Here is a 23,627-nt window from a genome sequence, read left to right as displayed (position 1 = left end):
ATGATGTTGGCGGGACAAAAACGATCCACTTAGGGAGTCTTATTCGTGAATTTCATCAATGTCTTACATCAAATAGCACCAGAAGTAATCAGCATCATAGAACAGCGTTACGCGATTTTACGCGCAGTATACTATAAAGCACCGATTGGACGCCGCGCTCTTGCGCTGAAATTAGACAAGCCGGAGCGCACAATCAGAAACGAACTAGATTTTTTATACGACTCGGGGTTCCTTGCTAAAAGCCCTGCGGGAATGCAGCTGAATCCAGCGGGAGAGCGGATGTTTTTGGAGCTGTCCGATTACATCCGGGAGATCCGCGGATTAAGCGAATTAGAGCAGGAACTAGCCTGCAGATTGAAACTCAACGCAGTAATTATCGTTCCCGGAGATTCCGATCAAGATGCAGTAGTGAAAAAAGATTTAGCCAAAGCAGCTGCCCGCTATCTGCGTTGTTCTCTCGAAGACGGCGATGTTTTAGCGGTCACTGGCGGCACAACCTTAGCGCAGGTTGCAGGCTGCTTTGCTGCTGACGGAACCAAGCGTAACGTTGTAGTTGTTCCAGCTCGAGGCGGTTTGGGTGAAGATGTGGAGCTGCAGGCTAACACCATTGCAGCCAAACTTGCCCAAGGTTTGGGCGGATACTACCGCCTGCTTCACGCCCCGGACAATGTAGAGCCGCACCTCATCGACACAATTCTTAAAGAACCGAGCATCCGCGAAGTAGTCTCCCTTGGCCGCCGGGCCGATGTGCTGCTGCACGGCATCGGGACCGCGGAAGAGATGGCTAAACGCCGAGGTCTTGCTGAAGAAGATGTAATGCAGCTGATCATCAATGGCGCGGTTGGCGAAGCGTTCGGCTATTACTTCAATGAGCACGGAAAAGTAGTTTATTCCACCGCTTCAGTAGGGATACGAATGGAAGATTTGGCTAAAATACCATTAGTTGTAGGAGTAGGTGGGGGCAGAAGCAAAGCCTGGGCAATGCTGTCAGTTGTACGTCTCGGATACTGTGATGTCTGTATCACCGATGAAGGGGCAGCCCGGAAGGTGATTCAAATACTAAAAAATAAGGAGGACATGTAGATGGCAATTAAAGTTGGTATTAATGGTTTTGGTCGAATTGGTAGACTGGTGTTTAGAGGTGCTGTTAACAACCCTGATTTTGACATCGTTGCAATTAACGACCTGACCGACGCAGCTATGTTAGCTCATTTACTGAAATATGACTCTGTTCACGGCATTTTTGACGGTGAAGTTTCCGTTGATGGTGACTACCTTGTAGTCAACGGCAAGAAAATCAGAGTCTACGCTGAAAGAGATCCGAAAAACTTGCCTTGGGGCGAGCTCGGAGTCGAATATGTGGTTGAGTCCACCGGTATTTTCAGAAGCCGCGAGCAGGCTCAATGGCACATCGACGCAGGTGCGAAGAAAGTAATTATTACTGCTCCTGCCAAGAACGAAGATATTACAATCGTAATGGGTGTAAACCAGGATCAATATAATCCAGCTGAGCACCATGTAGTTTCCAACGCTTCCTGCACAACCAACTGCTTGGCTCCTTTTGCTAAAGTATTAAACGACAACTTTGGCATTAAAAAAGGTTTAATGACCACTGTCCACTCCTACACAAACGATCAGCGGATCCTGGATCTGCCGCATAAAGATTATCGCCGGGCACGGGCTGCTGCTTTGAACATTATCCCAACTACTACCGGAGCAGCTGCTGCAGTTGGCTTGGTATTACCTGAGTTAAAAGGTAAATTAGACGGATATGCTCTCAGAGTTCCGACACCGACCGTTTCAGTTGTTGACTTAGTGGCTGAACTCGAAAAACCGGCAACAGCTGAAGAGGTTAACGCTGCGTTTAAGGCAGCCGCTGAAGGCGACATGAAGGGTATCCTCGGTGTTGAAGAAACTGAACTGGTTTCCATGGACTTCAAAGGCGACAGCCGCTCTTCCATCGTTGACGCTCCCCTGACAACTGTTATGGACGGCAACATGGTTAAAGTAGTTGCTTGGTACGATAACGAGTGGGGTTACTCCATGCGCGTTGTTGACCTGATCGCCTACATGGATTCCAAGAAGTAATAAAACTGCAGAACAATGAGGGGGATTTTCCCCCTCATTAACTGAGTTAGGAGGTATCCGGATGAATAAAAAGATGATTCAAGACGTGGATGTAAAAGGCAAACGGGTGTTAATGCGTGTTGATTTCAACGTTCCCATGAATGACCAGGGAGAAATTACTGACGATAAACGGATTACCGCAGCCCTGCCCAGCATTCAATATTTAGTTGAGCAGGGTGCCAAAGTTATTTTAATGTCTCACTTTGGCCGTCCGAAGGGCAAAGTAGTTGACTCGATGCGAATGGATCCAATTGCCGAGCATTTAGGCAGGCTTTTGGGTAAAACTGTGATTAAAGTTGACGACTGCATTGGGCCTGAAGTTGAAGCTAAAGCGGCTGAAATGCAGGACGGCGACGTGATGCTGTTAGAAAATGTCCGTTTCTACGCTGAGGAAGAAGCCAATGATCCGGAATTTGCCAAGAAATTAGCAGCTTTAGGCGATGTCTACGTGAACGATGCGTTCGGAACAGCGCACCGCGCTCACGCTTCCACAGAGGGAGTTGCCCATTATCTGCCTGCAGTTGCCGGATTTTTAATGGAAAAAGAGCTGAAGTTCCTGGGCGGAGCGGTTAACGATCCAAAGCGGCCGTTTGTGGCAATCCTAGGCGGAGCTAAGGTTCAAGATAAAATTGCAGTGATTGAATCACTGTTGAATAAAGTTGACACATTAATTATCGGCGGCGGCATGGCTTACACATTCTTAAAAGCCAAAGGCTATGAAATCGGCAAATCTCTTCTGGATGCTGATCGCATTGATTTCTGCCGCACCATCATGGAGCAGGCTGAAGCTAAAGGCGTTAAGCTTCTGCTTCCTGTTGACATTGTTGTTGCGAAAGAATTTGCAGCTGATGCTGAGAACAAAGTCGTTGCAGCGGATCAAATTCCTGCTGACTGGGAAGGTCTGGATATCGGACCCAAGACTGTTGAACTGTTCAGCGAAGCGGTGAAAAGCGCAGCTACAGTAGTCTGGAACGGTCCAATGGGCGTGTTCGAGTGGGAAGCTTTTGCCAATGGCACCAAACAAGTTGCGCAAGCTATGGCTGAAAGCGATGCAATTACTATCATTGGCGGCGGAGATTCCGCAGCAGCGGTTGAGCAGGCCGGTTTAGCTGAAAAAATGACACATGTTTCTACCGGCGGCGGCGCTTCGTTAGAGTTTTTAGAAGGCAAGGAGCTGCCTGGTGTAGCTGCACTCAATGATAAATAGGAGGAAGGGCTAGTGCGTAAACCTATTATTGCGGGCAATTGGAAGATGCATAAAACGGTATCAGAAGCACTTGAACTCTGTGAGCGCCTGGAACGAGCTGTGGAGGATACTGATGTGGAAGTAGTAGTCTGCCCGCCTTTTACTGCTCTATCTGCAGTCTGCAGCTTAGGGATGGATAAGGTTAAAATTGGCGCTCAAAATGTAAGCATCGCTGAATCCGGTGCTTACACCGGTGAGATTTCACCAGAGATGCTGGTAGATGTCTGCTGTACCTATGTGATTATCGGTCACTCTGAACGGCGGCAGATTTTTGGCGAAACTGACGAAATGGTCAATCAAAAAATCCATTTGGCATTGAAGCACCATCTCAAACCTATCGTCTGTGTTGGCGAGACTCTAGAAGAGCGCAGGGCAGATCAGACAGAAGCAGTGGTTGTCAGGCAGACCAAGGCTGCTTTTGATGGCGTCAGCGCAGATAAAGCTTCAGAAATTGTTGTCGCATATGAGCCGATTTGGGCGATCGGGACTGGAGAAACTGCCAGTGCCGAGGATGCCAACGCAGTAATCGGTACCATCCGAAAAACCCTGGCTGAAATTTACGATCAGGCGACAGCCGATCAAATCCGCATCCAATACGGCGGCAGCGTCAAACCTGGCAATATCAAGGAATTAATGGCGCAGCCGGAAATCGATGGAGCATTGGTTGGCGGCGCCAGTTTAGATGTTCAAGACTTTACTGCCATTGTACGATATAAAGAGCAGTAAAGCAGGATAGGGGGCTTTGTTATGAACAAGAAAGGACCGGTTGCACTAATCATTCTTGATGGTTTTGGTCTCAGCGGCTATCCAGAAGGTGATGCAACTAAAGCAGCGAATACTCCGACAATCAATTGGTTGTGGGAGAACTGTCCCCATGCCACTTTGAAAGCCAGTGGTGAAGCAGTGGGATTGATGGAAGGACAAATGGGAGATTCTAACGTCGGCCATTTAAATTTGGGCGCTGGCAGAATCGTTTATCAAGATGTGGCGTTAATTTCTAAAGCAGTGCGGGATGGAGACTTCTTCCAAAACGAGCAGCTGTTAACTGCTATTAACCACGCCAAAGAGCAGGGCACTAAACTGCACTTAATGGGTTTGGTTTCTCCCGGCGGGGTGCACAGCCACTCCACCCATTTATATGCGCTGCTGAAGATGGCTAAGGACAGCGGATTGACAGATGTTTATGTCCACGCCTTTTTAGACGGCAGGGATGTTCCGCCATCCAGTGCTAAAGAATATTTAGCCGAGCTTGAAGCAGAAATGCAGAAAATAGGCGTAGGCAAAATTGCCACAATTTCCGGCAGATACTATGCCATGGACCGGGATAAACGCTGGGATCGGGTAGAAAAAGCGTATCTGGCTCTAACCGCAGGGCAGGGACGCTTCTCCGACTCAAGTTCTGCAGCCATTACTTACGCTTATGAAAATGGCGAAACTGATGAGTTTGTAATTCCGACTGTCATTGTTGATGAGAATCAGCAGCCTACAGCCAAAATTGAAAACAATGATGCGGTAATCTACTTTAACTTCCGCGCTGATAGGGCTCGGGAACTTACCTGGGCATTTACCAATGATGAATTTGACGGTTTTGCGCGTCCCGGCGGCAAGCTTGATCTCTGCTTCATTACCATGACTCAATATGATGTAACTGTTAAAGCGCCGTACGCGTTTCCCCCTCAAGACCTGAAAAACACTCTCGGCGAATATGTGTCCAGCCTGAACTTAAAGCAGCTGCGCATCGCCGAGACTGAAAAATATGCCCATGTTACCTTTTTCTTTAACGGCGGCATCGAGCAGCCATTCCCCGGCGAAGATCGGAAACTGATTCCTTCGCCCAAGGTGGCTACCTATGATCTCCAGCCTGAGATGAGTGCCCCGGAAGTAACCGAAGCGGTAGTGGAGTTGATCAATGAAGGCAAGTATGATTTGATCATCCTCAACTACGCCAACTGCGACATGGTTGGGCATACCGGTGTGATGGAAGCGGCGGTGAAAGCGGTAGAAGCAGTTGACACAGGCCTGGCAAAGGTCTTGGAAGCGCTGAAACAGCAGAACGGCGCAGCGCTTGTTACCGCTGACCACGGCAATGCTGAGCAGATGGTGGATCCAGATACAAAAGAGCCGCACACTGCTCATACCACTAACCTGGTTCCCATTTGGCTCTTTAACGCCGGTGAAGGCAAGCAGTTAAAATCCGGAATTCTGGCGGATATTGCTCCCACACTTTTAGATTTAATGGGACTGGAAAAACCGCAGGAAATGACCGGAGAGAGTCTTGTTACCAGCTAGTTACCATAGTAAAGGAGGAAATTAAATGATTATTCAAGATGTATGGGCCCGCGAAGTGCTTGACTCCCGCGGCAATCCAACAGTTGAAGTTGAAGTTTGGCTTGAAGATGGCATCGTAGGCAGAGCAATTGTACCTAGCGGTGCCTCAACCGGACAGTTTGAAGCAGTAGAGCTTCGCGATGGCGATCAGGACAGATACTTAGGTAAAGGTGTTCAACAAGCAGTTGACAATGTTAACGATGTAATTGCACCTGAGCTGATCGGTATGGATGCCACCAGACAAGTAGAGATCGACAAGCTGTTAATCGAGCTGGATGGCACTCCCAATAAAGGCAAATTAGGCGCCAACGCAATTTTAGGCGTTTCCCTGGCAGTTGCTCACGCTGCTGCTCAGTGGGTTGGACTGCCTTTGTATCAGTACATTGGCGGAACCAATGCCCAAGAGCTGCCTGTGCCGATGATGAACATCCTCAATGGCGGCGCTCACGCTGATAACAACGTGGATATTCAGGAATTTATGATTATGCCGGTGGGAGCCAAATCCTTCAAAGAAGCTCTCCGCATGGGCGCAGAAGTTTTCCACAGCCTGAAGAAAGTGCTTGCTGGTAGAAACTTGAACACCGCAGTGGGCGATGAGGGCGGGTTTGCTCCGAACTTAAGCTCTAACGAAGAAGCGATTGAAGTGATCATCGAAGCCATCACTGAAGCGGGCTACAAACCAGGCGAAGACATCTGCCTTGCCCTCGACGTAGCTGCTACTGAAATGTTCAAAGACGGCAAGTATGAGTTAGCCGGCGAAGGTAAAACCCTCACCACTGATGAAATGATTGCTTTCTATGAAAACCTGGTTGATAAATACCCAATCATTTCGATTGAAGACGCTTTAAGCGAAGATGAGTGGGAAGGCTGGCTTAAACTGACTGAAGCTATCGGCGATCGGGTACAGCTCGTTGGCGACGACCTGTTTGTAACCAACACTGAGCGCTTGGCCAAGGGTATCGAGATGAGAGTTGCTAACTCCATTCTCATTAAAGTGAACCAAATCGGTACTCTCACCGAAACCCTCAATGCTATTGAAATGGCTAAGAGAGCGGGCTACACAGCAGTTATTTCCCACCGCTCCGGTGAAACTGAAGATACCACCATTGCTGACCTGGCAGTAGCCACTAACGCAGGCCAGATTAAGACCGGTGCTCCAAGCCGGACTGACCGTGTTGCTAAATACAATCAACTGCTTCGGATTGAAGAAAATCTGGACGATGTTGCTAAATACAGCGGAATCAAGACTTTCTACAATCTCCGCAAATAGACTTCAATTATGAAAAGACTATCGCTCCTGCAGCGGTAGTCTTTTTTAGTTTACTTTTTTTGGAAATGATGAAGGAAGATTGTTAAGAAAGTAGAATGATTAATTAACCGTAAACGTTTGCGTGTTAATAATTTCTTCACAATGTAAACGTTTCCGATTATTTTAAAGGAGATAGAGATATGGCACCAGCTACACTAAAAGACGTGGCCAGGCTGAGCGGAGTTTCGCTAGCGACAGCTTCAAGAGCAATTAATAACCGGGGGGAGGTTAATCCGGAAACTCGGGCGAGAGTGCTGCAGGTTGCAGAGCAGATCGGCTATGTGCCCAGTTCTTTGGCCAAGGGGCTCTGGTCGGGAGAAACCAGAGTAATCGGAGTAATCATTACTACAATCGAGAACCCATTTTATGCCAACGTTGTTTCCGGAATTGAAAAAGTCTTAAAGGAACAGGGCTATAATATTCTGCTGTGCAGCTCCTATGAAGATATCCAGCAGGAATCGGGAGCCATAACTGTACTTCTGGAACAGCGGGTGGATGGCTTGATCTTAGCTCCCGTCCAGAGCAAACCGGAAGTTGTTGAAAGGCTGCAAAAGAATAATCTTCCTTTCGTTCTGGTGGGCAGAACAATTCCCGGAATCGATACCAGCTATGTGGTCTGTGATGACTATCAAATAGGGGCAATGGCAGCTGAGCATTTAACTGCTAAAGGACATGAGCGGATTCTGTTCATCAACTCATCGCTTAACTACAGCGCGCAGTTACGGGCGCGAGGTTTTGCGGCCAGAATGAAGGAACTGGGGATTAAACTCGACCCGAAGTGGATTAAATCAGTACCTTTCCACACTGATGCAAAGTATAAGTTGTTTGAAGCTCTGGAGCAGGGGTTGGAACCCAGCGCAGTTTTCTGTTTCTGTGATTATATGGCGCTTGAAATACTTCACGGAATCAAAGAAAGGGGTCTTAAGGTACCCGATGATATAGCGGTAATGGGCGTGGATAATCTGCTGATTACTGAAATCACGGATCCGCCGCTGACCTCCATTGATATCCAAAACCAGGAGATGGGGATTTTAAGCGCAGAAATTCTTCTCAGAAAGCTGCGGGAGCCAACTGCCAAGCCTGAGCAAATGATTTTATCACCTAAACTGGTTGAAAGAGCTTCAACCTAAAATTGGGGGTGGTCTTGGAGCGTCCCAAATGTCCAGCTTTTAACGACCTAGCGAAATTTTAGAAAGGAGATTGTTATGAGAAAAGCTGTAGTGTGCTTAGTGCTTGCATTATCTTTACTGTTCAGCTTGTCCGGTTTTGTCGTTGCTCAGGACGATGTTGTTGAGCTGTGGTATATGGGTTGGGCGTGGCCCGGCGACCAGCCGCAGGAGCCTCGCCTGGATGCGTTTATGGAGATGTATCCAAACATTATCGTTACTTATGAGTATGTTGAAGCGGGACAATTTAATGATCGGATTACCGCTTTAGCTGCTGCCGGTACACTTCCGGACGTCCTGTGGATTATGGACAACAACATGTATGTTTATAATCAATGGGTAGCCGATATTACCGACTTTTTGGAAAATGATCCAACTTTTGATCCGGATCTGTTCTGGGGTAACTCTCTTGAACCAATGCAGTTTAAAGACCGCTATTTCGGTCTGCCGTTCCAACTGCAGGCAAGCTTCCTCGTGGCGAATCTCGATGTTCTGAATTACTTTGGCATGCGCCTGCCGGATCCGTCCTGGACTTGGGATGATCTGTGGGCATTCTGCCAGAGAATGAACCGTCCGGCTCAAAACTACTACGGCATGGAAGATCCGTGGATGTTCTGGGCATTTATGCCGCCGGCATATCTTGACGGCACTACCTGGGATGCTCTGCGTGTTGATGGTACCCGCTTAATGATGGATGACCCAAATGTAATTGAAGCCCTCAAGACTGCAATCCGCTGGGAAAGAGAAAATGCAGCAGTAAGCATTGGATTAGCTGATGGTTCAATTCTGACTCCATGGGATCACCCGGCGTTTGTTGACGCATACGGCAACGTTTCGCCTTGGATGCAGAATAAGGCTGCGTTCCACGTAGGTTGGAGCTGGTCCTTCTCCTGGTGGACAGAGAACTATGAATCTGAGTGGGATATCATTCCTTATCCACATGGTCCTGCCCGTCAAGCAACTCCTCTGATCGTAGACCATATGGGTATTTCTCCAACCACCAAGCATCCGGAAGAAGCATTCACCTTCCTGCGCTGGATGAGCTACGATCAAGACGGCTGGGCAGCGAGAATGCAGGCAGAAGTTCCTGTTCCTTACAGTATGCCGACCATCGATGCGCCTGAAGCTTGGGATCTTTACTTCGGAAATGAAAACGTTCCGGCAGGCATGCGCAATGTCCATGCAACTCTGGATGGCGGCGTGGTTGATCCGAACCGCTATGTTCCGGAATTGGGCTATGTCTGGGACAACTTTATCACACCTGCACGCGATCAGCTGAGACTTGGCGCTGCTGCGTTTGAGGATGTTATGCCAGCAGCTGTAGAGCAGGCAAACAAATATCTTGAAGAAGCGTGGGCAGCTAACAACGCTAAGCTTGATGCAGCACTTGGTAAATAAGCTTTAAGTTAAAACGTTCGCTCTCTTCTTATGGAGGGAGCGAACGTGCTACCGCAGTTCTGGTAAGGGGGTTGTCACATGCAGAAGTCTTGGAAAATCGTCTCTGCACTGATATTAATACTAATAATCTTAGCCGGCTCTGCTGCTGCAAGCAGTATTTTCAGTGAGCCGACCTATGGAGATTATCTTGTAAATTTGATTGACCAAGGTATCCAGCAGATTCCTTTAAACCAGACTGGAATAATTATACCTGCTGTTTATTATAATGAAGTTTCTGATCCGGCTAAATTCAGGACAGAAGATGATTTGCTGTATTGGCAGGCTGATGACGGCTGGGTTGAGTACCAAATATTTGTAGACCAACCCGGCTTATATAATATTATGGTGGAGTATATGCCTCTCGGCAGCCAGATGTTTAACATTGAGATTGGCATCGAGATAAATGGTGAATATCCATTTCGAGAAGCGCGCCGCACTGCCCTGGATCGCCAGTGGCGCAACAGCGTTTATCCCTTTGAGCGGGATGATTTTAATAATGAAAGACGGGCCTTCCAAGAGCAGATTTTTACCATGCGTTCCATGAGACTTAGCGATATTAACGGCAAGTACGTGGAACCTTTTAAGTGGTATTTTTCTCAAGGCACTCATACAATTCGAATACATGGACTCCGCTCCCACGTGATTCTAAAAAGCATTGCTTTAGTTCCTCCGCAGGTGGTGACCGAGTATCAAAAACCCCAGCTTGATTTGAAGGCCGTTAAAGAATGGAAGCTGGAAATCGAGGCCGAGAATCCGCTTTCCAAATCTCACTCATCGGTAATGGTAAACGCCAGTGGTGATCCCTTGGTTACTCCCCGTGAAGATGGTGTCACGATTTATAATACTTTATACTGGCACGCTGCCGGTGAGTGGGCAGAGTGGGAATTTACTGTGCCAGAAGATGGCTATTACCAGATCGGGCTTCGATTTGCCCAGAACTTTAAGCATAACATGCCTACCTACCGCAAAATCGAAATCGATGATCAAGTCCCCGCACCAGAACTGCTGCTGTATTCATTTCATTATGATCAAAACTGGCAGTCAACTTTCTTTGAAGCTGCTGATGGTGAGCCGATGCTCTTTTACCTCACCAAAGGAACGCACAAACTGCGCTTAACTGCGATTAATCAGGTTGTTCAGCCGACAATCAATACTATTTTAGATGTAATCTCCGATCTGCGGGACTTATCCATCAGTATCGCCATGGCCACCGGCCGCAACCCGGATCGGTATCGGGATTGGGATTTGGATAAGCAGATACCGGATGCAATTGATCGGATTTTAGACAGCGCAGCGCGGCTTAGAGCAGAGTATCAGAGATTAAAAGCCATTACCGGCAGAGCTCCTGATGCTGCAGCCAACCTAATTGTCAGCGCGGAACAGCTGGAAGCTCTAGCAGAAGAGCCGGAAATGCTGCCGCTTCGCTATACTCAGCTATCAGTTGATTCGGGTTCGATTTCGGAAGTGATTGGCAACGTGATTCTATCGCTTCAGGATGAACCGCTGCAGATCGATAAAATCTTCATTACATCACCGGGGCATCCGCTGCCGCCGGGCAAATCGAGCTTTGCAGCGCGGACCTGGGTCACGATTAAAAACTTTGTCCAGTCATTCTTTAAAAATTATAATGCTGTTGGCTTAGGCGATGAAGATACCTTAGAGATTTGGGTCGGCCGGGGACGAGACTTCGTCTCGGTGATGCAGCAGCTTACCGATCAGTGGTTTACACCCCAAACCGGCATCAAAGTGGCGTTCAGCTTAATGCCTCGAGAAGACCAATTGATTTTGGCTAATTCCAATGGAACTCCCCCGGATTTGGCGGCGAGTGTCTGGTATACTACACCGTTTAACTTAGCGAGCCGGGGTGCGCTGGTTGATTTAACGCAGTTTCCGGATTTTGACGAGGTGGCTGCTCGCTTCCATCCCGGCGCATTCTTGTCCTATCACTATTTAGATGGCGTTTACGCCATGCCCGAAACCCAAAATTTCTGGGTCTTGTTTTATCGCAAAGACATTGTTGAGGAATTGGGCATCGAGCTTCCGGATACCTGGGATGACGTTGTTGAACTCTTGCCGCTGCTTCAGCAGATGGGCATGAATTTCTACATTCCGGTTTCAGCCGGTACCGGTATCAAAGCCTTAAATGTTATGGCGCCATTTTTCTATCAAGCGGATGCTGAGCTTTACTCACCTGATGGACTGCGCACAAGTCTGTTAACTCCCGAAGCCCTCACCGGCTTCAGGCGTTTAACCGATCTATATACGGTTTATGCCTTAGATAACTTCGTAGCATGGTTTTTCCAGAACTTCCGCTCGGGAGATATACCGCTTGGTGTCTCGGATTACAACACTTTTGTCCAGCTGAAAGCTGCTGCTCCTGAGTTGCGGGAGCTGTGGGGCATTGCGCCCATGCCTGGAGTTAAGAAAGATGATGGCGAAACTGTCCGCTGGGCACCCGGGGCGATGCAGTCGATTATTATGTTTGAATTAAGTGATCATAAAGAAGAAGCTTGGGAATGGATTAAGTGGTGGACTTCAGCAGAAGTACAGGCTCGCTTCGGCAACGAAGTGGAAGCCATGTTCAGTGTGGCTTATCGCTGGAATACGGCCAACTTAGCAGCTATTACTCAGATTCCCTGGACCTTAGAAGAATTAGAGACGATTAAAGAACAGTGGCGCTGGCTCAAAGACGTTCCCCAAGTACCAGGCGGCTACATTCTCGAGCGGGAGCTGTCCTTTGCTTGGAACCGCGTGGTAATCGGCACTGCGTCAGGAGCCCAAAATACGCGGCTGGCTCTGCATGAAGCAGACCGGAATGTCCGCCGCGAACTGCTCCGCAAACAGCTTGAGTTTGGTTTAATTAACGAAGAGGGCGAACGAGTAGTAGAGTTTAGTATTCCAGTGGTTAATGAGCCTTGGGATTGGGAAAAGGAGGGTCAATAGATGAAATCTCAAACTCCGGCATATGAGCGGGCGCTGCGGCCTACTTCACCGGGGCTCGGAGCAAGGCTTAGGAGCTTCGGCCGGCGCCTCTGGCAGGACCGGGTATCCTATGTCATGGTTGCCCCATATGTAATCTGCTTTACGATTTTCATTCTCCTGCCGGTTTTAGGAGCGATCGGGCTTTCCTTTACCTTTTACAATATGATTGAAACACCTCGGTTTGTAGGGCTGCTCAACTATATCTATCTTTTTACTGAAGATGATGTATTTATGACCCATGTCCTGCCCAATACCTTTACGTTTGCCATAATTGTGGGTCCGGGCGGATATCTGCTGTCGTTTCTGTTAGCCTGGCTGATTGCCCAGCTGCCCCAGCGGATGCGGACCGTCTATAGCTTAGCTCTGTACACCCCTTCGATGGCAGCCGCGGTGGCCATGTCAGCCATTTGGCTGGTTTTGTTCAGCGGAGACCGGGTTGGCTATCTGAACAGCTTTTTGCTGGGGCTGGGAGTTATTACCGAACCGATTAACTGGCTCCACAGTGAGCAGTGGCTGATGCCTGTTATGATTATCGTCACACTGTGGAGCAGTATGGGAGTAGGTTTCTTGGCAATGATGGCCGGTATTCTAAATGTTGATCCCCAGCTGTATGAAGCAGCTCGGATCGACGGAATTAAAAATCGGGCTCAGGAGATCTTTTACATCACAATTCCATCGGTTAAACCGCAGATGCTGTTTGGAGCAGTGATGTCAATTGTCAACACTCTCCAAGCGGGGGCAATCGGGGTGACTCTGTCTGGTCAAAACCCAACTCCCAACTACGCGGGTCAGCTGATTCTCAACCATATCGATGACTTTGCTTTCCAGCGCTTCGAAATGGGTTATGCCGCGGCAATTTCCGTAGTTCTGCTGATTATTGTTTATATATCCAGCAAGCTTGCGTGGGCACTTTTTGGGCCAAAGGAGGGGGAATAATCGATGCGCTTTCGGCTCTTTAAGATGGACTTAACCCAAATTATCCTGACGCTGTTCTTAAGTTTTCTAGCTGTTTTTATGCTGCTGCCGATTGTGTTCATCTTCATGCAGGCGTTTAAGCCTTTAAGCGAATTATTTCTTTATCCACCCCGCTTTTATGTGATGAATCCTACGCTGGACAACTTTTCTCAGCTGCTGACTTCGGTAGATGCTGCGGTGGTACCGGTAGTTAGGTATCTGTTTAACAGTGTATTTTCGGCTGCGGCAACGGTGATTGTAGTAGTTGCTTTCAGCACGATGGTAGCATTTGCCCTATCTAAACATAATTTTCTCGGCAAAAACGCGATTCTCAATATGACCATTATGGCCTTGATGTTTGCTCCTCAGGCAGTGATCATTCCCCGTTACATCATTGTGCAGCGTCTGGGAATTATTGATACATACTTGGCCCATATCCTGCCGCTGGTAGCAGCGCCCGTGAGTGTGTTTTTGTTTAAGCAGTTTGTGGATCAGGTACCCGAAGATCTGCTGGCTGCCGCCAGAATCGACGGTGCGTCAGAGTGGCATATCCTGTTTCGGATTATTTATCCGATCTGCCGTCCGGCAGTGAGCACAATCGCGCTGCTGACTTTTCAATCAGCGTGGAATACCATGGAGCCATCGATTTATTATATTGAAAACGAAGCCATGCGGACGCTGCCGTTTTTCCTCGGCACCCTCACTTCCGGTCTAGCTAACAATGTGGCCGGACAGGGAGCAGCGGCTGCCGCAGGTTTGCTGATGTTTCTGCCAAACTTGATCTTCTTCCTGGTCATGCAGAACCGAGTAATTCAAACTATGGCACATTCGGGCCTGAAGTGAGGTGGATTCGGTGCAGCGATTTTACAGGTTATCAGTTAGTTTAGTGATTATCGGTCTGGTGATTGTTGGGCTGAAAGTGCCGATCTCAGCTGCCGTTCCGTACCCCAGTTTCAGTTTTGATGCCTGGGGCCAGCCGGTTGTGTCTCCGGCCCCCTATGAACCGATTCTCATGCTGGATGGGTTTGATATCCGCTTGGAGGATCCCTGGTCAATATCAGGCTATGCAATAGTGCCCTTCAGTCAGCCGCAGGGCTTAGCAGTAGACAGCAAGAACCATCTCTACATCGCGGATGCAGGCAATAACCGCATCGTCGAGTATGATGATGAGTTTAATTATTTGCGCTCGATCGGGGATAGTTCCGGCCAGGGACGCCTGTCGCGGCCGCAGGGTGTATTTGTGCATGAGGATGGCCGCATCTTTGTGGCGGATACCGGCAACAGCCGGGTGGCTGTATTCAGCCCTACCGGTGAGTTCATGCAGGCGTACGGCAGACCAGATTCCCAGATCTTTGGCGTGGATTACCGGTTTGCCCCGGTATCGCTGGTAGTGGATCACCGCGGCTCACTGTTTATCGTTACCGAGGGCGGCTATCGGGGCTTAGTGCAGCTGTCAGAATCTGGTGAGTTTCTTGGTTTTATCGGCGGCAATCAGGCCGGTTTTGACTTAATGTGGGTCTTAAAGCAGATCTTCTTTACTGAAGAACAGTTAGGACGGGAAAAACGGCGCCTGCCCGGTTCTCCCAGCTTTGTAACGATTGATCAGCGCGGGCAGATCTACACTGCTACGATCTCGACTAGTCATGCTCAGGTCAAGCGCTTTAACCTCGGCGGCATCAACACCCTGCCGGAAAGAGATTATGGCGCACCCTATTTCCGCACCGGCGTTTCCATGTTTAATGCTGTAGCTGTAGATCCGAAAGGCATTATTACGGCAGTGGATGCTAATACCGGGCAGATTTTCCAATATACCCCAAACGGAGATAAGCTGTTTGTTTTTGGCGGCCGCAGTATTGCTGCGATTGAGAGAATGGGTTTGATCAACCAGGCAGCGGGGCTGGCGATCCGCTCCGATGGTCTGATCATCGTATCCGATTCCCGCAGCAATACCCTGCATGTCTTTAAACCGACGGAATTCGCCCAGTTAGTTCATGAAGCGGTTTATTTGTTTGAAGACGGCAGATACGATGACAGTGCTAAATACTGGGAAGAAGTACTGCGGCGCAATTCCAACTTTGACTTTGCGCACCGCGGATTGGGCATGGCAGCCTATCAAAATGAGGAGTTTGAGACAGCCATGGACCATTTTTATCTCGCCCAGTACGCTGATGGTTACTCCGATGCATTTTGGTGGGCAAGGCGAGCTTGGCTTCTGAACCACTTTGACAAGGTCCTGATTATTTTAGCAGCAGTTTGGGTTGTTTATCAGATTGTTAATCGCGTGTACCTGCGCCACCGCCCCAGACAAAAGCGGGATTGGTATCGGGTTAACCGTCTATTAGGCGATTTAATGCACGCCAAGACGGTTATTTTCCATCCCTCGGAAGGCTTTTATGATGTGCGCTGGTCCAATAAAGGATCGTGGTTATCTGCCTGCGTCATTGTGCTGCTGGCATTTGCCACCAAGCTCTTTTCCCTTTACTATACCAACCTAATCTTTATGAGCATTGACCGCAATCGCATTAATCTCGGCATTGAAGCCATGACGTTCATTCTGCCGTGGGTGATCTGGGTAATCGGCCACTACCTAATCAGCGCGCTCAAAGAGGGTGAAGGCAGATTCAAAGATGTGTTTATCGCCAGTGCTTATTGTCTCGTTCCTTATATCGTCATCATGCTTCCTTTAACCCTAATTTCCAATGTGATGACAAACTACGAGGCGCCTGTTTACCATTTCTTCCAGAATGTGGCAGTGATTTGGAGCGCAATTCTGTTCTTTGTCATGGTCTACACCATCCATAACTACGAGATCTTCGAAGCGATTCCCAACTGCATCCTATCGGTGCTGATGATGGTGGTGATTGGTGCAATCGGCGGTTTAGTGATTGGCATGACCTTTAACGTCAGCGACTTTGCTGTAGGTCTTTACAAAGAGGTGATCTACCGTGTTTTCTAGCAAACGGATGCTCATGATGACAGGATTCCTGCTGATATTTGTAACTGCCGGTGTCAGCGTTGCAGCGGTAGAAATACCGGAAGATTTTCAGCTTACTGCTCAAAACGAATATCTTGAGCTGTATGCCCGCCCTGAGGACGGACAGCTGATTGTGCGAGATCGTGCCGGGGGAGTCTGGTACTCCAATCCCGATGTGAGCACAATCGATGGATTTATGTGGCTTTCTGATGCGTGGCAGGGCAATCTTCAGTCGCCAATTTATCTAGATTACTTCGACAAAAGGCGCAATGTGCGGGGAGCTAACGCTTATTCAAAGGATGTGCAGATTGAGTATGCCGAGATCGATAATGGTTTTGCCATGCGCTATTACTTTGAAAACACGGGCATCGGTTTTACGGTGGAATACACCCTCGCCGATAACTCACTGACTGCCTATGTGCCTTGGGAACAGGTCCAGATTGGCAATGGCGACCTGCAGCTGCTGGCCTTGAGGCTGCTGCCGTTTTTGGGAGCTCAACCCAGTGAAGCAGATCCGTCTGGTTATATGGTTGTTCCTGATGGATCCGGTGGGTTAGTGTGGTTTAAGGAGCAGGTGTCTCTTTCCCAAACTGGGTACAACCAGTGGATTTACGGTTTGGATCCGGCTTCGGCAGAGCCCACTTACGATCCCTACCGTGAGCCTGTGGTAATGCCCATTTTCGGGATGAAAACTTGGGACCAAGCATTTCTCGGCATTATTGAGGAAGGTCAGGAGTCCGCAAAGGTAATTGCGACTCCGGCAGGAGTTATTACTAATCTTAACTGGATTACTGCCGAACTGTGGTACAGTCAATCCATTATCATGCGGACATCTCGGCAGGGAGGCGGCATCCGCATTTTTGACGAAAATCCAATTCCCGGCGATCGCCGGATTAGGTTCTACTTCTTGACCGATGACCAGGCGGACTATGTGGGAATGGCTCAGACCTACCGCGAGTATTTAATCGCTGAGCAAGGTGCCAAGCGCATTGACTCAAAAACCTGGCAGGCGCCGCTTTTGGTTGAGCTGTTAGGAGCCGATTATGAGACCAACATTTTCGGGCCGGTCATCAAGCCTGTTACCACCTTTGAGCAGGCAGTTGAAGTTGTTGACCAGCTGCTCGCCAGTGGTGTTGATAACTTAATCATCAATTTCAGAGGCTGGAACCGGATGGGAATCCACGGCAATCTGCCAAGGCGGTTACCACCGGAGAAAGAACTGGGCGGAGAAGAAGGACTTCGCTCACTGGTTGACCAGCTGCATGAACGCGGCATTAGAATTCTGCTGGCCGATGATTATACGATCGCGCGCGGTTCAAACAATGGATTTCAGCCGTCTACTCAGGCCAGCCGCACTGCGTTTAATGACTTAATCCGGATGTCATCCTATGGCTTTGCGATTGGCGCGCCGGACGTCACCACCTATCTGATCTCGCCTAAGATCAGCTTGGAGTATGCAGAGCGGGATATTCCCAAAATCGCCCAGTATGGAGTGGACGGTCTGGTGCACCTTTCCATTGGGTCTGCTCTGAACAGCGATCACAATCCCAACATCGAAGCGAAGATTCAACGCCGCGATGCGCGCTTGCTTTACAAACAGCTGATCGATTTAACCCGGGAGTATGTTGACACCATCGGCGTTACTACCGGTAACGCGTATTTAATCGGGTCGATAGATTTCATTCAGGATATTCCCCTGCAGACTACCCAGGATTCCTTTATCGACCAGTCGATACCTTTTTACCAAATTGCTGTGCACGGGCTGGTAACATATTATACCGACCATCTCAATCTCAGCATCAATCCTACCAGAGATCTGCTGCGGGCGGTTGAGTACGGCGCGCTGCCCAGCTTTGTGCTGACAGCTGAGCCGTCATGGCATCTCCGCTACACACTGTCCAGCGACATGTACAGTACCTATTATCTTGATTGGCTGGATCGAACCGTGGAGCAGTACCAGAAGATTAATCTAAAGCTGCAGCAGGTGCATGATCAGTTTATCGTCGACCACAGACCGCTAGCGGCTGATGTGTTTCTGACTGAGTATGAAGATGGAACCCGCTTTGTGGTTAATTACGGCACCCGCCCTTATGATTACAGCGGCACAACAGTGATGGGCAATTCCTTTGCCGTCTTTGATAAGGAGGGACAAATCCAATGAAACTGAAGCTGTCCTTAGCTGCTCGTCGTTCGCTGGAGGGATTTACCTTCATCCTGCCGTGGCTGGTAGGTTTTATCGTGTTTATGGCTTTTCCGCTGGCTTATTCCCTGTATATGAGTTTTACGGAAGTGCAGGTAACCGCCACTGCCATCAACTTCACTTTTGTCGGCTGGGATAACTATATCTACGCGTTCCTGAGCGATAACGTTTTTCCCGTGGAACTGGCAGCTTTTGTTCAGGAATCCCTGATTTCTGTGCCGATTATCGTGATTTTCTCACTCTTGGTCGGACTGTTAATTAACGAGGAAGTGTGGGGTAGAGGCATCTTCCGGGCGATTTTCTTCCTGCCGGTAATCTTCTCAACAAGTCAGGTAATTACCACGCTCTTTGATCTGGGAGCCGGCGGAGGCAGCTTTATGACGCGGTTTAACGTGTTCAACATGCTGATCAACGCGCTGCCTGAGTCACTAAATGAACCGGTCACCGCTGTGCTGTCCCGCTTTACTCTGGTGCTGTGGAGCTCTGGTGTGCAGATTCTGCTGATTCTGGCAGCGTTAAAGACTATCAGTGACAGCGTCTACGAGGCGGCTGCTATTGACGGAGCAGGGCGGTGGGAATCATTTTGGAAGATCACTCTGCCAGCACTGCGGCCGTTTATAGTCTTAACTACTGTGTATACGATTGTGGAGCTGTCTGTATCACCATTTAACCAAATGCTCGGCACGATCAACAGGCATATGTTCAGCGTGCGGACAGGAATGGGCTACGCCGCGGCATTGGGTTGGATTTATTTCGCCCTGATCTTGGTTGCGTTAGTAATTGTCTATACTCTGGGAATGCGGAAAGTGGAAAGATACTAGGGAGGGGAGCGCGGTGAGTATCAGACCTACATTTGCACAAAGAACTGATGCGCTGCGGGAGGGGCTGAGGCCGCGGTGGCTGAGTCTGAGAGGAATCCTGTTCGGCCGGGGCATGAAGACCGGTGTGATCAACAAGATTATTGTGTTCATCCTCCTTGTTGATGTAGCGTTTATTTATGTTTACCCAATTCTTTACATGCTGTCCACAATGATGATGAGCACGCTTGATCTGGTAGATCCTACCATTCGCTGGATTCCCACAGCCCTGAATTGGGATAACCTGGCAAAAGCATTTGAAGGACTCGAGTACTGGCAGGGACTGGGGCAGACTGTGTTTATAGCAGCAATTGCCACTGTTGCCCAGACTATATCCTGCGCAGTTGCCGGATACGGATTTGCCCGCTACAACTTTCCGGGTAAAAACATCCTGTTTTTGCTGGTGTTCCTTACCTTTATCGTGCCGCCTCAGACAATCGTGATCCCGTTATACCTGCTTTACCGGAATTTTGGCTGGTTGAATACTTATTATCCGCTGATTGTGCCGGAAATGCTGGGATTGGGATTGAAGGGGAGCTTATTTATCATAATCTACCGGCAGTTTTTCATGGGCCAGCCCCAGTCGTTAGAGGAAGCAGCTCGCTTAGACGGGGCTAATTCAGTAACGATCTTTACCAGAATTATGCTGCCGCTGGCAAGACCGGCTGTGCTGGTAGTCAGCTTGTTTTCCTTTGTCTGGCACTGGAACGATTACTACCTGCCTTCGATGTTTGTCTCGAATCAAAATATGTGGTCGCTGGTGCGCAGACTCCAGGGCTTGCAGCAGACTCTTGATGAGATTTACGATGTGAACCCTTATGGCTTGAGCACAATGACTGAGCCGGTGCGGATGGCCGGAGCGTTTTTAGTGATTTTCCCAATTCTGATCCTTTATTTCATTGCCCAGCGCTGGTTTACGGAAAGTATTGAAAGGACTGGTTTGGTAGAATAAGTCTGGTTTAAGCAGGATTTTAAGCCAACTAGTCTAATAGAAGGAAGGGAACTTGTTCCAGCAAAAAAACAAGGAGGTTTAGCGATGACGAAAATTATTATTAATGCTGATATAAAGCGGGGTAAAATCAATCGGAACATCTACGGTCATTTTTCGGAACACCTGGGTCGCTGTATTTACGAAGGCATTTGGGTGGGAGAGGATTCACCCATCCCCAATACCAAAGGTATCCGCAATGATGTGATTGAAGCATTAAGACAGCTGCAGATACCGGTTTTACGCTGGCCTGGCGGCTGTTTTGCCGATGAATACCACTGGAAAGACGGCATCGGTCCAAGAGATCAGCGCCCTGAGATGATCAACACCCACTGGGGCGGTGTGGTTGAAAACAACCACTTTGGAACCCATGAATTTATGCTGCTGTGTGAATTAATCGGTGCCGAGCCATATATCTGCGGTAATGTAGGCAGCGGCAGTGTCCATGAAATGGAGCAGTGGGTGGAGTACATGACCTTTGATGGCGAATCGCCGATGGCCAACTTGCGGCGGGAAAACGGCCGGGACGAGCCTTGGAAACTGCCTTATTTCGGGGTTGGTAATGAAAACTGGGGCTGCGGCGGCAATATGCGCCCCGAGTACTATGCGGACTTGTACCGGCGCTATGCGACTTATGTCCGCAACTATCGAGGCAATAATATCTACAAAATCGCCTGTGGTGCCAACGGCCATGACTTCCGCTGGACCGAAGTTATGATGCGGGAAGCGGGACGGATGATGAATGGCTTAAGTCTCCACTATTATACTGTACCTGGCACATGGGGCGATAAAGGTTCGGCAACAGATTTTGACCACAAAGAGTGGTTTGTGACTCTGAAAAAAACGATGGTTATGGATGACCTGATTACCCGCCACGGTGCAATTATGGATTTCTATGATCCCCATAAGCGGGTCGGGCTGATTATCGATGAATGGGGAACTTGGTATAATGTAGAGCCGGGCACCAACCCAGGCTTCCTGTATCAGCAGAATACCATCAGAGATGCTCTGGTAGCGGGAATTAACTTTAACATCTTCCACAAACACTGCCAGCGTGTGCAGATGACCAACATTGCCCAGACTGTTAACGTACTCCAGGCAGTGCTGCTGACCGAAGGCGATAAACTAGTTAAGACCCCGACCTACCATGTATTCGATATGTATAAAGTTCACCAGGATGCGGACGCTGTGGACGTTTACTGTGAAAGCGACCTGTATCAGTTTGAAAATGAATCGATTCCACAGGTGACTGTTTCCGCGTCCCGCAATGCCGAAGGTCAACTGCATATTTCCCTCTGCAATTTGGATCCGCAAAATGCTGCTGAGATTGACTGCGACCTGCGGGGGATGGATGCAGTGTTTGTCAGTGGAACAATCCTGACAGCAGATGTCATGAATGACCACAACACCTTCGATGAGCCTGATAAAGTTGCGCCATCTGCTTTCGATGAGGCAGTTCTGAATCAAAACAAACTGAGCGTGAAACTGCCGCCAATGTCGGTCGCAGTCCTCAAGGTGGAATAGCAATGGACGAGAAGCGGGATTTGTGCAAAGGCTGCAGTGAGTCGGTTGAGGTCTCTCCTGATTCAATCGCGCAGATGGTTGCCCAGGTGGAGCGCTCCGGCCAAGCTGTTGAGGACGAAGTCTACAACAGACGTTTAGGCAAGTGTCTGGACTGCTCATACCTTGAGTACGGAACCACATGTATGTTATGCGGCTGTATTGTGCAGGTTAAAGCTAAGTACCGAACCGGTTCCTGTCCCCATCCCCAGCAGTCCCGCTGGGATGAATAATCCGACATTTATTGGTTGCAGACAGGCTGTTTCTGTGGTAAACTGTAAGAGGTAACTGTTATGGCAGGGGGGTGTCTGCTCGAGATGCAAACCTTTTTAATGGTGATTCAATTTCTAGTCTGCATAGGACTAACTGTCGCTGTGGTACTCCAGGAGAGTAAAGGTGAAGGTCTGGGATCGATTGGTGGCGGCGGCAAGATGTTCTTTAACAAAGCTTCGCAATCAGAGATTATTTTAGAAAGGGCCACTAAGTACTTAGCATGTGCCTTCATGGTGATTGCAGTAGTACTGAGCCTTCTGTAAAATGCAATAAAATAAACCTAGCAGGTAAAACTGCTAGGTTGTTTTTTTGTTTATGGTGGAGGTGAGCGGAGTTGCACCGCTGTCCATAGGTGAAACCACACCAGCTTCTCCGAGCGCAGCTGCAGTTTTAATTTTCATCATTTACCCCTCTCTGCAGCCAGATGAGTAAACGACTAACCCGTTAATTTCCCTAATCAACCCCGGGTGATGCCGATTAGGTAGCCTGCTGGGTTGACACCTGCACTATTCTCACAGGCAAAGAATAACGAGGCGTTAGCCTGCTATGCAGCAGCTAAGGAATAATTATCGTTTGCACTTATTGTTAAGTCCCAAGGTTTAACGAGGTGGTTGGGGACCTCGGCTCGCTTCTGATGCCATTCCTACCTATGTCGAACCTAATTCACCCCCAGAGGTGTATCTATACTTTAACATAAACGTTAGTAAAGATCAATGGTAATTAGTACTCTTAAGAACCCGTTCTATGCGGCGCTCCGCGTCTTTTCGGGCGAGTGTTTCCCTTTTGTCATGAAGACGCTTGCCTTTTACCAGTGCCAGCTCGACTTTGCACCTGCCATTTTTCCAGTACAATTTTAGGGGAACCATGGTGTAGCCTCGCTCTTGGATCTTGCCCACAAGGCGATTGATCTCCCGCCGATGCAGCAGCAGCTTGCGGATGCGCAGCGGGTCGTGGTTAAAGCGGTTGCCCTGCTCATAAGGGCTGATGTGCATTCCATGGAGAAATACTTCGCCATCTTTAACCCTGGCAAAGCTGTCCCGCACATTAACCCGGCCCAGTCTTAATGACTTGACTTCGGTTCCTGTCAGAACTATTCCTGCTTCGATGGTTTCAATAATATGGTAATCATGGCGCGCCTTGCGATTTTCAACAATAACTTTGATGTCGTCAGCCACGCAGCTTCCCCCTTACTATTGGTATTTATAGTATAGCAAACCAGGACTTAT

Annotated in this window: 19 protein-coding genes and 1 other RNA gene; 18 read left to right on the top strand and 2 right to left on the bottom strand. The window is 48.8% G+C overall.

From position 1 onward, the window contains the following. Window positions 1-45 precede the first annotated feature (45 nt). From GX019_01095 to secG, 18 genes are all read left to right on the top strand, one after another. The gene (locus GX019_01095) at window positions 46-1,083 is read left to right on the top strand and encodes a sugar-binding transcriptional regulator (GenBank protein HHT35749.1); all 1,038 of its coding nucleotides are present in this window, start codon (window positions 46-48) and stop codon (window positions 1,081-1,083) included. Next, on the top strand, window positions 1,084-2,088 hold the full coding sequence (gap, locus tag GX019_01090; GenBank protein ID HHT35748.1) for a type I glyceraldehyde-3-phosphate dehydrogenase: 1,005 nt from the start codon (window positions 1,084-1,086) through the stop codon (window positions 2,086-2,088). Window positions 2,089-2,149: 61 nt separating this feature from the next. Continuing rightward, window positions 2,150-3,334, top strand: a complete 1,185-nt coding sequence (locus GX019_01085; protein HHT35747.1) for a phosphoglycerate kinase — start codon at window positions 2,150-2,152, stop codon at window positions 3,332-3,334. Window positions 3,335-3,346: 12 nt separating this feature from the next. Continuing rightward, window positions 3,347-4,099, top strand: a complete 753-nt coding sequence (locus tag GX019_01080; protein ID HHT35746.1) for a triose-phosphate isomerase — start codon at window positions 3,347-3,349, stop codon at window positions 4,097-4,099. 21 nt (window positions 4,100-4,120) lie between these two features. Continuing rightward, window positions 4,121-5,662 (top strand): 2,3-bisphosphoglycerate-independent phosphoglycerate mutase, encoded by a 1,542-nt coding sequence (locus tag GX019_01075; GenBank protein HHT35745.1) that lies wholly within the window; start codon window positions 4,121-4,123, stop codon window positions 5,660-5,662. A 25-nt stretch (window positions 5,663-5,687) separates the two neighbouring features. Further along, window positions 5,688-6,971, top strand: a complete 1,284-nt coding sequence (eno, locus tag GX019_01070) for a phosphopyruvate hydratase (GenBank protein ID HHT35744.1) — start codon at window positions 5,688-5,690, stop codon at window positions 6,969-6,971. Between the two features lie 179 nt (window positions 6,972-7,150). Then, a complete protein-coding gene (locus tag GX019_01065) occupies window positions 7,151-8,140 on the top strand; it encodes a LacI family transcriptional regulator (GenBank protein HHT35743.1) in 990 nt (329 codons plus the stop codon). A 75-nt stretch (window positions 8,141-8,215) separates the two neighbouring features. Continuing rightward, window positions 8,216-9,574: an extracellular solute-binding protein gene (locus GX019_01060; protein ID HHT35742.1), complete on the top strand. Its 1,359-nt coding sequence runs from the start codon at window positions 8,216-8,218 to the stop codon at window positions 9,572-9,574. Between the two features lie 78 nt (window positions 9,575-9,652). Next, window positions 9,653-12,556, top strand: coding sequence for an extracellular solute-binding protein (locus GX019_01055; protein HHT35741.1), 2,904 nt, complete (start codon window positions 9,653-9,655; stop codon window positions 12,554-12,556). Next, on the top strand, window positions 12,557-13,531 hold the full coding sequence (locus GX019_01050) for a sugar ABC transporter permease (GenBank protein ID HHT35740.1): 975 nt from the start codon (window positions 12,557-12,559) through the stop codon (window positions 13,529-13,531). A 3-nt stretch (window positions 13,532-13,534) separates the two neighbouring features. Next, entirely contained in the window at window positions 13,535-14,392 is an 858-nt protein-coding gene (locus tag GX019_01045; protein HHT35739.1) for a carbohydrate ABC transporter permease, read from the top strand. A 10-nt stretch (window positions 14,393-14,402) separates the two neighbouring features. Then, window positions 14,403-16,505 (top strand): hypothetical protein, encoded by a 2,103-nt coding sequence (locus GX019_01040; GenBank protein HHT35738.1) that lies wholly within the window; start codon window positions 14,403-14,405, stop codon window positions 16,503-16,505. Beyond that, complete coding sequence (locus GX019_01035; protein ID HHT35737.1) at window positions 16,495-18,684, top strand: hypothetical protein; 2,190 nt, start codon at window positions 16,495-16,497, stop codon at window positions 18,682-18,684. Before GX019_01040 ends, GX019_01035 begins: the two co-directional genes overlap by 11 nt. Further along, window positions 18,681-19,544: a sugar ABC transporter permease gene (locus GX019_01030; protein ID HHT35736.1), complete on the top strand. Its 864-nt coding sequence runs from the start codon at window positions 18,681-18,683 to the stop codon at window positions 19,542-19,544. Before GX019_01035 ends, GX019_01030 begins: the two co-directional genes overlap by 4 nt. A 13-nt stretch (window positions 19,545-19,557) precedes the next feature. After that, a complete protein-coding gene (locus GX019_01025; protein HHT35735.1) occupies window positions 19,558-20,532 on the top strand; it encodes a carbohydrate ABC transporter permease in 975 nt (324 codons plus the stop codon). Between the two features lie 84 nt (window positions 20,533-20,616). Further along, window positions 20,617-22,092, top strand: coding sequence for an alpha-N-arabinofuranosidase (locus GX019_01020; protein HHT35734.1), 1,476 nt, complete (start codon window positions 20,617-20,619; stop codon window positions 22,090-22,092). Window positions 22,093-22,094: 2 nt separating this feature from the next. Continuing rightward, complete coding sequence (locus tag GX019_01015; protein HHT35733.1) at window positions 22,095-22,361, top strand: hypothetical protein; 267 nt, start codon at window positions 22,095-22,097, stop codon at window positions 22,359-22,361. An 84-nt stretch (window positions 22,362-22,445) separates the two neighbouring features. Beyond that, window positions 22,446-22,664, top strand: a complete 219-nt coding sequence (gene secG / locus GX019_01010; protein ID HHT35732.1) for a preprotein translocase subunit SecG — start codon at window positions 22,446-22,448, stop codon at window positions 22,662-22,664. Between the two features lie 53 nt (window positions 22,665-22,717). Here the strand turns inward: secG and ssrA are convergent. Both ssrA and smpB read right to left on the bottom strand, forming a co-directional pair. Continuing rightward, window positions 22,718-23,072: a transfer-messenger RNA gene (ssrA, locus tag GX019_01005) on the bottom strand. A 39-nt stretch (window positions 23,073-23,111) separates the two neighbouring features. Further along, window positions 23,112-23,576, bottom strand: coding sequence for an SsrA-binding protein SmpB (smpB, locus tag GX019_01000; protein ID HHT35731.1), 465 nt, complete (start codon window positions 23,574-23,576; stop codon window positions 23,112-23,114). Window positions 23,577-23,627 lie beyond the last annotated feature (51 nt).

Source organism: Bacillota bacterium, from assembly GCA_012837335.1.
GTDB lineage: Bacteria > Bacillota > Limnochordia > Darwinibacteriales > DTU012 > DTU012.
Note: the sequence above shows the minus strand (reverse complement) of the source record. Positions and strands in the feature narration are given on the sequence as shown.